Here is a 14,192-nt window from a genome sequence, read left to right as displayed (position 1 = left end):
CGCAGGGAACGGAAGGAGAGTATCAATGGGAAAAGTGATCGTCGTCAAGGTTGGCGGAAGTGTTCTGGAAAATCTCGATCCCGGATTTTTTGCCGGCTGTGCCCGAATGCAGAAAACAGAGGGGCTCTCGCTCGTGATCGTTCATGGAGGGGGCCCGTTTATTTCCCGATGGATGGAGCGAATCGGCAAAAAACCCGCCTTTGTTGACGGACGCCGCGTTACGGATGGTGAAACGCTGACCATTGCTGAAATGGCCCTGGCCGGACAGGTGAACAAGGAACTGGTTTCGCGATTTGCCCGTGAGGGAGTGGCGGTGCTGGGATTGAGCGGAGTCGATTTAAACCTGTTACAGGTTGAACCGGAAGATCCGAAGCTGGGGTATGTTGGTAAGGTGACCGCTGTCCATGCGGAACGGCTGCAAACGATTTTGCAGCAAGGATGGTTGCCGGTCATCGCCTCTCTCGGAATCGACGGGCAAGGAAAGGTTTTGAATGTGAATGCGGATGAGGCGGCAGGGGCAATCGCCCGGGCGCTTGGGGCGGAACAACTGGTCATGGTCAGCGATGTGGATGGCGTCTACATCGAAGACACTTTGCTTTCCCATATGAATCCGGCGATGATCGAAACTTATATTGCCCAAGGTGCGATTACGGGGGGCATGATCCCCAAAGTGCGCTCGGCCGTTCGCTCTCTGGAGGGGAGTGTCAGGGAAGTGAGGATTGTCAGCGGCAAAAAAGCCGGCATATTTGACCCCGTTTCGGGAACGCGAATTTTGAAAGAGGGGGTGGACGAACATGTCGCTCTTTCCCACATACGTACGCCATAATGTCCGTTTTTTAAAAGGAAACGGGGCGGTTTTGGAAGATGATCAGGGAAAAACGTATCTCGATTTCGCTTCCGGAATCGGGGTTACCAATCTCGGGCATAATCATCCGCGGATCAAGCAGGCCTTGCTCGACCAGGCCGAAGCAGTTTGGCACACTTCCAATCTGTTTCAAGTGCCGGCACAGGAAAAAGCAGCGCAGCGTCTGACCCGCCTGACCGGTCTGGGAGCGGTTTTTTTCTGCAACAGCGGAGCGGAAGCAAACGAAGCGGCAATCAAACTAGCCCGGAAATGGGCGCAAGAAGCCAAAGTGATCAGTGAACCGGAGATTATCACTTTCCAGGGGTCTTTTCATGGCCGTACCCTTGCCACCTTGACGGCGACCGGCCAGGACAAGGTGAAACATGGGTTTTCCCCGCTCCCGCGCGGATTTCGCACTGTTCCCTTCGGCGATCTGGAGGCGGTGAAGCAGGCGACAGGAGCGACGACCGCTGCCGTTCTGCTGGAACTGGTTCAGGGAGAAGGTGGAGTGCGCCCGGCTGATCCCGATTTTATCGAGGGGCTGTCCGCGTGGTGCAAGGAGAAAGAGATCTTGCTGATGGTGGATGAGGTACAGACCGGAATCGGCAGAACGGGAGCGGCATTTGCTTTTCAGACGTACGGTCTGAAACCTGACGTGATCACGGCTGCCAAGGGATTGGGCAACGGCTTCCCGATCGGAGCGATGATCGCTAGGGAAGAATTGAAACCGGTGCTGGGCCCGGGAACACACGGTACCACATTTGGAGGCAACCCTCTGGCGACTGCGGTGGCCGCTGCCGTGCTGGCTGAGCTGGAGGAGACCCCGATCCTGGAAGAGACAAAAGCCAAGGGTGAACTCTTTGCCCGGCTTTTGACCGATGAACTGTCGGGGTTGCCGGGGATGGTTTCCGTGCGGGTGAAAGGATTGATGGCCGGGGTGGAGTTTGACCAGCCGGTGGCCCCGATCATCACAGCGCTTCTCGGAAAGGGGTTGGTCACACTTCCCGCCGGAGAGAAGGTGCTGCGCCTGTTGCCCCCGCTGATCGTTACGGAGGATCAGATCAGAAGAGCGGTTCATCTTATAAAACAAACCTGCCTGGAGAGGTTTGAGCCCGCAGGCAGCGGTCGATAAGCAAGATCACCGGAAGAGAGTGTGAGAAGCCAACGGAACGAGGAGGAAACAGATATGTCATTTGCTTTGAAAAAAGACCCATTGGCACGGCTGAAGGGGCAGGATTTTCTCAGTCTGCTGGACTGGTCTCCGGACGAGGTTTACGAACTGCTGAAGCTTACGCAGAATGTGAAGAAAAACAAGGAAGCATGGCTGGAACAGGCGCCGCTGAAGGGGAAAGGAATCGCGATGATCTTTGACAAACCGTCGACCCGCACCCGCGTCTCCTTTGAAGTGGCCGTTCACGGCTTGGGCGGATTCACATTGCAACTGCGCCAGGATGAATTGCAGCTCGGCCGCGGGGAATCCGTCGAGGATACCGCCCGCATTTTATCCGGATATGTGGACGCCGTCGTCATTCGCACGTTTTCCCACGAGATGGTGGAGCAATTGGCAGAAGCCGCATCCATCCCGGTGATCAATGCATTGACGGATCGGTTCCATCCCTGCCAGGCAGTGGCCGATGCCTTTACGCTGTTTGAACAAAAAGGGAAGTTTTCCGGGGTGAAACTGGCCTATATTGGAGACGGAAACAACGTTCTTCATTCCCTCATGATGGTGTCCGCGTTAACAGGCATGCACCTGTCCGTCTCCACACCGGCCGGATATGAGCCTGACACTGCCATTTGGCAAAAAGCCGAGGAGATCGCCCGATCTACAGGAGGAACCCTTTCATTCCATTCCGATCCGGCGTCCGCCGTCAAAGAGGCCGATGCCGTTTATACCGACGTCTGGGCCAGCATGGGGCAGGAGGAAGAAAAAGAGTTGCGCGCGGAAGTATTTGCCGGCTACCAAGTGAATGAACAGCTGATGGCCCAGGCGAAAAACGATGCAGTCTTTATGCACTGCCTCCCCGCCTATCGAGGTCTGGAAGTGACGGAAGCGGTGATCGACGGTCCGGCATCCATAGTCTTCCGGCAGGCGGAAAACCGTTTGCACGCCCAGAAGGCTTTGCTCATCGCCTTGTTGGGAAACGCATAGGACAAGAAAAAAGCCGCTCTCGAAGATAGAGACCGGCTTTTTTCATGAACGTTTACTGGTTGACCATATAGCTGGAGATTTTTTGCTCAACGGTGGTGGAAACGGATGCCGTTCCGCCGAGAATATATCCTTTTTGGAACACCGTTTGATGAGCAGACAGATAGTTGTCTACCGGGGTCGGCAATGAATTTGGCATGGTCAACAAGATCGGTGACTGGGTCAGTCCTGCAAGTGGCCCTCCGGACAGGGCGTCAGGGAATGAATCGCCGCGGGCAAAGACGATCGAGGACGGTTTGACATTGAAATAGTCGGCCAGGTTGACTCCCACCTCAAAGCGGTTGGCTCCGCCGATGCGCACAACCTGTTTGCCCATTTGCTCCAATTGCGCTTTTACATTATCCGAAACCGTTCCCGGACCGCCGACGATTATATATTCATTGATCTCCGGATGTTCGGAAATAAACGCTTTTGTCTCGTCGGGGATCGAATCGGTCAATACTTGCAAAATCGGCATGCCGTTTTGCCCGGCGATTCCCGATGCCGACAGCGCATCAGGGAAAGTGAGACCGCTGGCGATAAACGCTTTTGTTTGCGTTCCGCCGTCGACCACCTGATCAGCCACGGAAGCGGAAACTGCGAAGCGGTTTGGACCGGCAATCCGTTCAACATCAGTGATTCCAAGATTGTGGAGCTGTGTTTCCACATTGGCCGAAACGGAGCCCGTTCCACCCAGGATGATCACCTTGCCCGGTTTGCGCCTTTGTAATTCCAATTGAACCTGGGTTGGCAGAGAATCGGTTGTGGTCAGCAAGATCGGCGATTTGTTTTTGGCAGCCAACGGACCTCCGGAAAGCGCATCGGTATAAAGATCGCCGCGGGCCAAAAGCACCGTATCCGATGAAATGTTGAGAGCTGACAATTCTTGGCTGACATTGGACGACACTTCATAACGGTTTGCCCCGGACAGCCGTTTTAAGTTCGGGTTGACACTGGCGGCATCGATCGCTGCTTTCACATCCTTGCGAATGTTGGGAAGATCGTTATAAACATAGTCCCCTGGACATTCAGTGCCAGGTGTGTATTTGGAATCGCGGTGGCCGGCGATGTTTGGCATATTGTAGTCCACTTTTGGCACACTGGGGTCGTTGTAGGGATAATCCCGCACAAAATCCGATTTGCCCACCGGATTGATGTTGTTGATTGATGCTTCATAGGCAAGCAGTTTCACCAGCGAGTCGCGAATGTTTTTCGGAAGCGGTGCGTCCTGGTAGTTACCCATCAAAGAAACGGAGAAACCTCCGTAGTTAAAGGCATAGGTTCCTGCTCCGACAACGCCGTTGCTCAGCACTTCATCGTCTTTTCCTTTACGCCCTTCATAGATCCGTCCATCACTGCCGATGATGGCGTTATAACCGATATCGCCCCAACCGCGCGTGACAGTGTGGTAATAGTAAATGGAGCGAATACGTGCCGCCGGATCAGGATCATCGTTTGGCGTATCCGTATGGTGAACGAACAGGTGCGTCACCGGATGATATTCACGCGGCCAGGTCTCAACTCCGTCTTTAAAGCGCAGCGATTCGTCAGCCCCCCACTCTGCCCGGGAGACGACATCAGGCTTGTTCACTGCGGCATCGACTTTATCGAAGAGGATTTCCCAGAACGGCTTTTTGGATACGATTTTTTTGCCGTCGCGCGAGTTAATAAAGGTTACTTTGATATCCTTGATCCGTGGCAAAACTTTTTTGTTTCCGGTAAGATGGACTCGGTATTGCAGGTAACGTCCGTTTCCGGCATAAATCAAGTCGCTGAATGTTTCCTCCTGATTTGGATGAGGACCTACATCATCCGATACTTCGGCCACTTGCCAGTCGGACCATTTTTGCCCGTCCGCAGAGAAGCGAACCTCCACCTTTGTATTCCGGGCGCCAAGATCCTTGTTTTTCGACCGGTTTTTCCAGTGGATGCCTACATCGGTAAACACAATCTTCGACTTGATCACGGGCGAAGTATAGACGGCTGTGTCATCAGCTTGTCCAACTGTAAGTACCGCCTGCTTTCCTTCCGTTTCCATCTTGATGTTTTGCTTTTTCCCGTTGAAATCGCTCTGCAATTGATCCCGTACATCGCTCGCCATCACTTTGACCACCGGCGGATTAGCCCAAGTGGAAGGACAGACTGGAAGGGAAAAGGCAATTGCTGCGGCTACACCTGAAGCCAAAAGGATGCCCCGTCTGTTTTTCAATCCGGCCATAGCGTTCCTCCTCAGAGAAAAAAAGGATGTTGTACAAATAGATGGAATAGCCGAGCTGGAATAACACCAGTTGCAAACCCGAACTGTCCTCTATCTGCAGAAATGGAAATTTTCCATTGCAAAATATTATTCGAAAAACTTAAAAGAGAATCAGCGTCTTTTTAACCGCTATTTGTGAACAATTATTTAAGATTGATTTGTTTTTATTTTCTATATATTTTCAATACAAGAGCTGTTTATTCAGATTAATTCCGGCCGTGAAGACATTGGCATCCGTGCTACCCGTCAGGGCCGAGACATCTCCATGACTGTCTAATTGGTATAAATATGTTTTCCTGCTAAATTGAAAATCATGGTTTTTAAAATCACTTTTAATTACTTTTGCTATTTTCTTTACTCCTTTTCTTTCGGATCAAATTAAACAACAAACGTTCATTAATTGCGATAATGAATACACAATGAACATGACAATAATCACTAATGCATGAAAGAGAGAAAGAAAATACTTTTGACCAGAAAAGCTCTTCACAAGATCTTCAACAGAGCTATATAACATTCGAATATAAAAAGGACCTAAAATAATTAACCTGATCAAAAGGTTTTTGCTCTTTTCCGCCCATTTCCAGAGGAGGATGGTGATCATGGCCGTAGTGATTAAAATTGTTATGAGTATTCCCGGGTGTTTAGACGTTGTGAAAATTTTGGGTCAAGTGTGCGCAACCTGATAAGAAGTACTAAAGCAAAATTAATTGAAAAACAGAAATGGTGTAGTACCAGTACACTTATAACAATGACTCATTTATTTTTCTATTTATCATTATTAAATAATCCCGGATTTAATAGGTTTTATAAGAAAGATTAGAATGGCAATCACGGCAAAGATGACCGCAACAATAAGGAATGTTTTTTTCTCTACTACTCTTTCCTCCATAATGTAATCTATTCCATAGCTAATGGCTGCTAACATGAAGTTGCTTCCTAATAAATAGTCAATCCATGGAGGTGTAGTATCAGTAATACTAAAATATATAAAAGTCAAGTAACAGGGTAAAAAGAGCCAATTCAATATTGTTTTTATCCTGGATAAATACATGAATGCATTACCTCAGTTGGGATTCTGATCCATGTACTAGCTTCACCCTTCCATGTATAAAGGGCAGTTATTGGCCATATTCCACAAAAACCTCTGACTTCTTTGCAGGCGAACAGTCAAACATATCAATCTGTACGAATGTCCTCCTTCAATTTCTTTATAAAAAATACCGCTAAATAAATTTCACTAAATAATAGGAAAAGGTCATCGAATAAAGAATTATATTACTTTTTCGCAAAATAAAGCGATATCTCCATCCAGATATTCGAAAAACAAAGATAAAAGAGAAACCAAACATAATAGATCAGGACCATTATTATTCCTAAACGGGTTTTCAAAGAACCGGCAAAATATAAAATAATGATTACTGTCAAAACAATAATCCCTATCAAATATAGGAAGCTTACAAAAATGCCATCCATCATCAACGCTCACCTTACCTCGAAATGTCAGTTAGACACAGCCTGTTTTGGGCCGTGTCTAATCATTCGACTTAATTGCCAGTCTAAGAATCCTCGATAGTACCCGGGCCATTGTTTTTTAAGGCAGCTATCATAAACTGATTGAAGCCTGTTTTCAAGCCGCGCTACCAATGTAAAGTTCTACTATCCCTGCCGAAACATGGCGTATAGCGTATGCCAGGTAACGGCCAACCATCGAATGACCATTTGGATCAATATTGTATTTACAGGATGGTTCGCTGTATAAACATACTTATTTAAACTCAACGGCATCGTAGCGGTAGCCCGCGTACGTATAGGGGTTTACCACTGCACCCGTCTGGTCGACGAGGTTGCCGTAGTTGCCATTGCTGTCATTGGTTTGGTACGTCGTGATGGCGTCCGGAACCACTTTTCACACTTAACTTTGATGTTACTGATGCGTCCCTTTTGCAAACTTTGGGACGGGATTTCATTGCGAAACGGTGTCTCAAACAATGCTTCCCAGTCTAATGAAGCTCATATTTTTTTAAAACCCATGGAAAATACAATTCAGCTTCCAATCCATCCATACTAGAAAAATACTCCGAAAGCTTGACAGCCTGTTCAAATGTAGAAATCAAACCTTCTGAATTAAGTATAATCCCAAAACGGGGAAGTTCTTCTTCAAGACCATTACATAAAAAAGAATGAAGGACGCATGAGTCATACCCTAAGACTTCATAACCCAGAAATTTCTCTTTATCATTTAGAAATCTTTTTCGAGCTAGGCACTTACTTATTCCTTCTCCATTAGATAAATGGTAATCGAGAAAATCTTTTACAAACTCAACTTTTAAACCAATTCCAATACATCTCAATTTTGGAAAAGGAAATAAAAATTTTCGATAAAATTCTCTTGCTGTTTCTAAATCAAAGAATACGTCTGGCCAACCCATTTGATCACTTTCCAGTTTTATACCTATCCATTTCTTGCAAATTTCAATTATTTCTTTATTCATATCTTGATTGTATTTTGTAAACCAATTAAATCCATTAGGATAAGTAGTGCTAATGCAAGAGCTTACAGACAATATAGTGGATGGAACTATATCAGTGTTCACATAACTTGGCCTTGCCTGCTGTTCTATTAGAAAATATCCTCCACAATAATAACTCATTTATTCACTGCTCCTTAAATTATTTAAGAAAAATATTTTATTGTTATAATCGGAGCCAGCGAATTAATAGTTGCTGGTCTAAAAGATTCATTTAGATTGCAAGTAATAAAGTAATACAAACCGGTTTCTTGGCATAACGATAACCCGCGTAGTATAGGGATTGACGACGGTGCCCGTCTGGTTGGCGAGGTTGCCGTTGACGTCGTAAGCATCGTTCGTGAACGCAAAGATCTGCTATTTAAACCAATCAATTATTTTGCACATACACATAGATTTCCAATGCCAAGATCCCTATTCCCAGCAATATGAATAAGGCACGTGTACATACCATGGCAGAAGGCTCAAAATGAAAATGATTAAGTCACCAAAAAAATTAGTACCTTGTAGGCTAGGTATTTTTGTATTTTCGTCGAATTTAAATCCTATATATATAAATAATATGCCTATTAAGAAGAAAAAAATATAGCCCCACATCCTGGCTCAAATCCCCTTTCGGATCTCGTCTATAGTGAGAGGGGCAACTCTTACCCCTTCTGCTACTTTCTTTTCCGTTCAATATTTGTGATTTTTTAGGGATCTTTACAGCTTAAAGAAGTGTACTATTATTAAATGAATCCTGATTTAATCGGTTTTACAAGAAGAATTCGATCACCGTTCCGTCCGATCGGGTTTCTTTGATCCGTTGGTCGAGAGCATCATATTCGTAAGACGTCGTTTTCGGCGGGTTGATGCTGTCCGTTTCGGTCACGGAGGTGATCCGGCTCTTGTTGTCATACGCATAAAGATAGCTGTAGAGCAAGGTGCCGTATTTGTCGAAGATGTCCCGTTCCATCAAGTCTCCGGCGCCGTTGTAGCGGTTGAAGGTCATGTTGCCGGCGGCTGTTTTGCGGCGGGCCACCTGGTCTTGCTTGTTGTAGTTGAAGTAGGATTATTGACACTTTTACAGGTGGCTAATTATGAGCATATTTTACTTGGTGCAAAAAGAACATCAATAATAATCCATAGCATTGGAAGTAAAAATAGAATAAAAAGGATAATAAAAATAACGAAACCAGTCTTTTGCCACAGTTCCTGTTTTTCCTGGAATTCCTCCAGGTCTCGCCAATTGCCTTTTTCCCATGCCCATTTACTTCCTTTAGCTCCTAATATAAATGGAACCATAATCCAACCGATAACAGGGAAGAAAACCCATAAAGAAAAATAGACCCGATGGAAAATCCCACAAATAAATGTAAGAAAAAAAGCGCCCCAATTCCATTTTTTCAATGCAATCTTTAATTCATTGTCCGTTTTTTGACTTGATTCTATATGCATTTATAGTCCTCCATATTTAAATAGACATATAGCACTCATAGTCTTCCCTATGAGTGCCTAAAAATCTATATTCTTATTTGGAAGGTTCTTTGCAAATATCTTGTATAAAATCCAAGACCTGTAATTGAAATTGTAGCTGTGCCAACTTTTTGGTAACTTTACATTGGGCTAGTATCAAGTGGAGCAATTACAAACTTCTATCACTACGTACCAATTTGAGGTTGTTTTACATTGGCTCGTTGCCATTGTTCCTAATATAAGGAATACAGGATTTAATATTTACTGCTGATTTCTTTTATTCTGTAGTAAAAATTTTTTATCAATATAATAGAAATAATCGCAATGGGTTCCCATTGAAAAAATCTACTTGCAAAAATAAGCCATGAGCCAAATAAAATAACCAACGCCCATAAATATTGAACCGGCTTTATTCAATCAACCTTCAAATAAATCATCCGCACTCATAGTGCTCAAATTTATTTGAAGACTTTAAAGATCTTTCCCTCTTAATTTTTGACCCCAAATCTTACGTATTAGCGTAAAAACTGGGGATTCATAATATCAATCAGTTGGTATTTCTTTTTTTCTTTGATTGAATTATTTTTAAAATGTATCTTGATAGTTAAGTAATCCGTTATAGTGATCACCATTTCATTATTGGAAAAAAACAGCAAGGGCACTCCTCTGATTGACATTTTTGACGTGATCTTGAACTCCTCGAAATTTTCAACAACGGCTCCTCTGTAATCTTCTCTTAAACTGGGCGGTTGCTGGATGATCTGATGACTCAACAACAGGTTTTCGTATTGCTCAAAATCGTATTTCATCCACTCATTTTTATCTGGATCATATCCATTGAAAAACCAATCCTGTTGTAAGGAAGGAGTGACGATCGCGGATCCGTCAGGAAACAAAAGGTGTTTCCCGATATTCAACCAGTCAAAGAAATCATTTTCCAATCGAAGCCAGTCTTCCGCGGAAAATGAAGGATGAGCATGCGGATTATGAACAGCTTCAATCCCCCAGGAATGATAGAACTCTTCAACTTGGTGCTGTTTTAAAATTGCTTCAGGCATTCCCAATAATAATGGCTCTGTGCCATTTCCCTCATTGTCCCAATCAAAAAAGGAGTACCGGACCAAGTTTTTTAAAAGTGTGTTTGTATTTAATCCTTTCATTGCAAGTCTACCCACCTGTTAGTTAACAAAGAGCTAGAGTCGTTGTTAACTATTTTGATGAAATTTCCTTCGCCATCCAAAGATGCTGTCAATTTCTTATTCGGCATCTTGGTTTAATTTCAAGCCGGCTTTAATCATTTATTTTTTGACACTTTTAAATCCTTCATAAAATTAGATGGTATTGTTGGGTTCGAAAACAGTGATGAGTCAATACACAAAAATTACCATTCGTAAGAAGAATTTTATGAAACCAACAAGCGGCTTTTCATTACATCCTTGGTATCCAAGCTCGTTTGCGACAAAGCATGCTTTGCAAACGAGACGAGTTTCGTTATTCAGTTAGTCCAATGTTTGGTTAAACGCCTGCCTATTTTGGCAAACACAACTTCGAACTTGATCAATTTAAACCTTTTTAAAGCATTTGATAAATAATACACCTAACAAGGTATTTAATAAAACTAAAATGAAAGTAATGCTAAAAATAGCAAGTCCCAACAGACCTGCACCATAGTCCTCGGAATCTACAGGAGATAAAAAGCTAAGTAAATAAGTAAAAAGAAAATAATAGATTGGGTAAGAGAAGAGGGTCAGAAATAGTGTAAAAGATCGAGAAAATGATCGATCCCTGCATTTTTTTATTGTGTAGATGAAACAGAAAATAACAGGAATAATAAATATGCAGCAAGATAAATAAAAATTTTCTTACAATTCATAGATGTGAAAACTCGAAATAGCGGACAAACAGTACAGTACAGCAATTAGTTGAGTAGTCCATATGTTTTTCATATTATTATCCTTTAATTTTATATTGGTGTGGTTTACTGTCTACCGGTAAGCCACATTCTCTGTAATCAACTGGTCATCAGGTTTTCGTAAAAAAAGGAAATTACAATCCGCCAGACCTCAGTATTTGATTAATCAACACGAGAAGTATTGATCTTGGCGACAGTAATAAACCCGTTTTCCATTACAGAAGCGTTATCAACAGACTTGTATTTTGTTACTTGTATTTCTTAATAACGACAATCATCATCCATATGAATAGCCCGCAAAGAAAGAGGCTTACTAACATAGCGAAGAATTGAAAGATGATGGTACCCCAAGCAATACTCAACTGGTTCACCTCACCGTCATATTTTAATTGCCCACTGAATCATGGGTGGGTTGGATAATACGACCTTCCGGATCAGGGGTCTTGGTTTCATAGTTGCCATCGCTGTCGTAGGTATGGTACGCAGATACTCTAATTTAGAAAAAATCTTTCATCATTCAAAATATACAATTACCCCCATTACTATTCCGAATAAAAAAAATAGCAAACCAATACCTATAAAATTATATCCTCCAAAAAAAACGTCTAACAAAAAACTGACTAATAACGGTAAGTCGTGTGAGTCTTCATATTTTTTGTTGATCCTTGATCCAAACCCCCAAAATACAATTACACCTATAAGACCAATCGTAATCAGAGCAACCCCGATAATATGTAGTACAAATTTATTCATATACATTCCTCATCTTTTTGGATAACAAGACCTCATTTACCACTAAAACATTAAGGTAAATGAGGTCTTCTATTTTTACATTTATCGTCGCTGAGCTAATCGCAAATAGTAAATCCCTAAGTTAAGATGCTTTATGACTGAATATATCCGGACATACCTATAGACAAAAGATATAACAGTTAAGGCATCTAGAGTTGTAATTACATTAAAGGTTTCAGCAGAAATAAGAAGCGTAGAAGCCAAAAATCCCAAGGTCCATCTTACTGAGTGTTTACGAATATTAAGTTGCCAACCCCATACTATATTAAATAAATTCCATACTGCCAAAGATATATGCCAAAAACCAATCTTTGCTAATCTCCATGAAAATCTGCTATTTGGATCTATATTTAAAATAGGGTTGTTCTCTGTATAAACATACCTATTCAAACTCAACGGCTCATCATCAAACCCTTGGAACGTATCCCTTTCAAAAATCTCCCCGTATCCGGAAGATACGCCCGGCTTGTTCACGGATTATGCCGGAACCATCACACTGGAAGCCGGCAACAAGATCAAGGCTTGGCTCATTGACGGAGAAGAGGTCAAATCCTATACCGAGATCAAGCGTGAGGCGATTGAATACATCAGCCAAATGGCGGAAACGTATCCGCAAGTCGCTTCCCAGTTGAAAGAGTTGGAGCAGAAGAAAAAAGAGGAGATTGGGATTTGGACGTACCAAGAAGTGATGGATTACAAAGCGCGAATCGAGAAAGCGGAACCCGCTTTGTTGAGCAAAAAGATTATTGCCTTGGCGAAGAAACAGCCGGAAGTCGCCGACAAGGTGAAGCAGATGCAAGAAAAACTGGGCAAGAAGTTTGATCAGTTCACCTTGGAAGAAATGCGCCAAGTCTTAGCTTAAAAAAAGGGGAGGAAAAGATCTTATCCGTCTCCATGTTTCAGCCATGATCAACGGGAGGGGGAAACCCCTCCTCACTGGAGGTGACATCATGAAAGAGCGACTCAGCCGATACCTTCGTGAATCGGAGAAGAAGACGAAGGCGGAAGCGCTCCTGTGGCTGCTGCTTCATGTTCAGAATCAACCGCTTCTGATTCTGGATGAAGCATTGGCGCAGGAATGGGGCTGGACGGCAGAAGCGGTCATATCGTTTCTGGAGGAGCTCCACCCGGATTTCGAGGTGGATACAACCAGAAAAGGTTGGCTCGTGATTCAACAATTCGTTGAACAGAACCAGTTTGTATTCCCAACAACCCAAGCGAAGTTAACCAGGGGTAAGTTCGGAGATACGTGTAAAATATAAAGTTTGAAATAGAATTTTTTCCAAATCGCAATAACACCGGTTACCTTGACGTTTTACGGAAAAGGAACCGGTTATTTCATGCTCACTATGCCACGATGCCCATTGGCAAGATTAGTTGTGGTTTTGAGGGCTCGGGTGCGTTGTCCATGTTAATTATATAGTCACCAAAGCGCTTAATGTGACTGGTCATGTAAGAGCTTAAAGCGGCCACAGCTTCACTTTCAATGCCGTATCCTTTAATAGGGTAAGGGTGCTTTTTTGTAATTCGTTTGGATTTACTTTTTTTGGCCTTTGAATAAAAGATAAAGTGTACCGATAAGCTGCATAATTACAAACACAGCAATATATTTTCCGATTGACCATAAAGTAATATATACTACTACTGAACCAATTAGCACACAAATAACCAGTGTCCAAATAGATTTTTTAATAAAAGCCCATATAGAGATGGCTATTGAGATTGCAAAAATTATTAATGATAAAGGACCAGCGATGTCCCAAAAGTCATACCCATAGCCCATGCCCTCAACTCCTAGATCAAGTCCAAAATTATGTGTAAATTTCCACGGTCAGAAAAAGTCAGCGTTCAACTTATGCGTGTGACTTTTGGCTGAGGTTTTTCTTTGGATTTTCGCCACTCCAAGTACTCGGTCATGTCCAAGTACTTTCTACCACTGGCCCATTTTTCGTCCACTTCCATCAGTAGTGCTCCCAGCAAACGCAACGCGGAAGCTCGATTCGGAAAGATCCGAATCACCCGTTCCCGGCGGCGTACCTCTTCGTTCAGCCTTTCCAGGCTGTTGGTCGTACGAAGTCGTTTTCGGTACTTTTCTGGCAAAGATAGTACAGCCATGGCATCCTCAATACCAGCTTCCAGAATGCTCATTGCTTTTGGAGCTTTCGTTTCAAAGTCCTCAAGCACACGATTCACAAGAATCCGGGCCGTCTCCG

General features: G+C 43.7%; 14 protein-coding genes. 5 read left to right on the top strand and 9 right to left on the bottom strand.

The genetic code is table 11. From position 1 onward, the window contains the following. Positions 1-25 precede the first annotated feature (25 nt). Genes argB through argF form a run of 3 tightly spaced genes read left to right on the top strand, consistent with a single transcriptional unit; the run spans position 26 to position 2,996 of the window. Complete coding sequence (gene argB / locus I8U18_RS07780) at positions 26-826, top strand: acetylglutamate kinase (RefSeq protein ID WP_198064667.1); 801 nt, start codon at positions 26-28, stop codon at positions 824-826. Continuing rightward, positions 795-1,976 carry an aspartate aminotransferase family protein gene (locus tag I8U18_RS07775; protein WP_198064666.1) on the top strand — a complete coding sequence of 394 codons (1,182 nt, stop codon included), beginning with the start codon at positions 795-797 and terminating at the stop codon, positions 1,974-1,976. Before argB ends, I8U18_RS07775 begins: the two co-directional genes overlap by 32 nt. Before the next feature lie 54 nt (positions 1,977-2,030). After that, positions 2,031-2,996 carry an ornithine carbamoyltransferase gene (gene argF, locus I8U18_RS07770; protein ID WP_198064665.1) on the top strand — a complete coding sequence of 322 codons (966 nt, stop codon included), beginning with the start codon at positions 2,031-2,033 and terminating at the stop codon, positions 2,994-2,996. A gap of 52 nt (positions 2,997-3,048) precedes the next feature. Here argF and I8U18_RS07765 read toward each other — a convergent pair whose 3' ends face one another. From I8U18_RS07765 to I8U18_RS07735, 7 genes are all read right to left on the bottom strand, one after another. Then, positions 3,049-5,250, bottom strand: coding sequence for a cell wall-binding repeat-containing protein (locus tag I8U18_RS07765; protein ID WP_198064664.1), 2,202 nt, complete (start codon positions 5,248-5,250; stop codon positions 3,049-3,051). Positions 5,251-6,070: 820 nt separating this feature from the next. Continuing rightward, positions 6,071-6,217: a hypothetical protein gene (locus I8U18_RS07760; RefSeq protein ID WP_198055516.1), complete on the bottom strand. Its 147-nt coding sequence runs from the start codon at positions 6,215-6,217 to the stop codon at positions 6,071-6,073. 1,075 nt (positions 6,218-7,292) lie between these two features. Next, positions 7,293-7,943: a hypothetical protein gene (locus I8U18_RS07755; protein WP_198064663.1), complete on the bottom strand. Its 651-nt coding sequence runs from the start codon at positions 7,941-7,943 to the stop codon at positions 7,293-7,295. A gap of 631 nt (positions 7,944-8,574) precedes the next feature. Then, positions 8,575-8,841, bottom strand: coding sequence for an RHS repeat domain-containing protein (locus I8U18_RS07750; protein ID WP_198064662.1), 267 nt, complete (start codon positions 8,839-8,841; stop codon positions 8,575-8,577). Positions 8,842-8,897: 56 nt separating this feature from the next. After that, positions 8,898-9,257 carry a ribonuclease G gene (locus I8U18_RS07745; protein WP_198064661.1) on the bottom strand — a complete coding sequence of 120 codons (360 nt, stop codon included), beginning with the start codon at positions 9,255-9,257 and terminating at the stop codon, positions 8,898-8,900. Between the two features lie 533 nt (positions 9,258-9,790). Next, the gene (locus I8U18_RS07740; protein WP_198064660.1) at positions 9,791-10,435 is read right to left on the bottom strand and encodes a hypothetical protein; all 645 of its coding nucleotides are present in this window, start codon (positions 10,433-10,435) and stop codon (positions 9,791-9,793) included. Between the two features lie 1,265 nt (positions 10,436-11,700). Next, a complete protein-coding gene (locus I8U18_RS07735; RefSeq protein ID WP_198059564.1) occupies positions 11,701-11,940 on the bottom strand; it encodes a hypothetical protein in 240 nt (79 codons plus the stop codon). A gap of 505 nt (positions 11,941-12,445) precedes the next feature. Here I8U18_RS07735 and I8U18_RS07730 point away from each other — a divergent pair. Continuing rightward, positions 12,446-12,841, top strand: a complete 396-nt coding sequence (locus I8U18_RS07730) for a hypothetical protein (protein ID WP_198059565.1) — start codon at positions 12,446-12,448, stop codon at positions 12,839-12,841. A gap of 88 nt (positions 12,842-12,929) precedes the next feature. Next, positions 12,930-13,241 carry a hypothetical protein gene (locus I8U18_RS07725; protein WP_198059566.1) on the top strand — a complete coding sequence of 104 codons (312 nt, stop codon included), beginning with the start codon at positions 12,930-12,932 and terminating at the stop codon, positions 13,239-13,241. 275 nt (positions 13,242-13,516) lie between these two features. Here I8U18_RS07725 and I8U18_RS07720 read toward each other — a convergent pair whose 3' ends face one another. Together I8U18_RS07720 and I8U18_RS07715 are read right to left on the bottom strand one after the other, a co-directional pair. Then, positions 13,517-13,762 carry a hypothetical protein gene (locus I8U18_RS07720; RefSeq protein WP_198064659.1) on the bottom strand — a complete coding sequence of 82 codons (246 nt, stop codon included), beginning with the start codon at positions 13,760-13,762 and terminating at the stop codon, positions 13,517-13,519. A gap of 65 nt (positions 13,763-13,827) precedes the next feature. Then, positions 13,828-14,192: transposase (locus I8U18_RS07715; RefSeq protein WP_198064658.1), on the bottom strand; the 365-nt coding region annotated here is incomplete at its 5' end.

This window comes from Thermoactinomyces sp. CICC 10522, from assembly GCF_016055075.1.
In the GTDB taxonomy this organism is placed as follows: domain Bacteria; phylum Bacillota; class Bacilli; order Thermoactinomycetales; family Thermoactinomycetaceae; genus Thermoactinomyces_A; species Thermoactinomyces_A daqus.
This window is presented reverse-complemented; position numbering and strand designations above follow the sequence as displayed.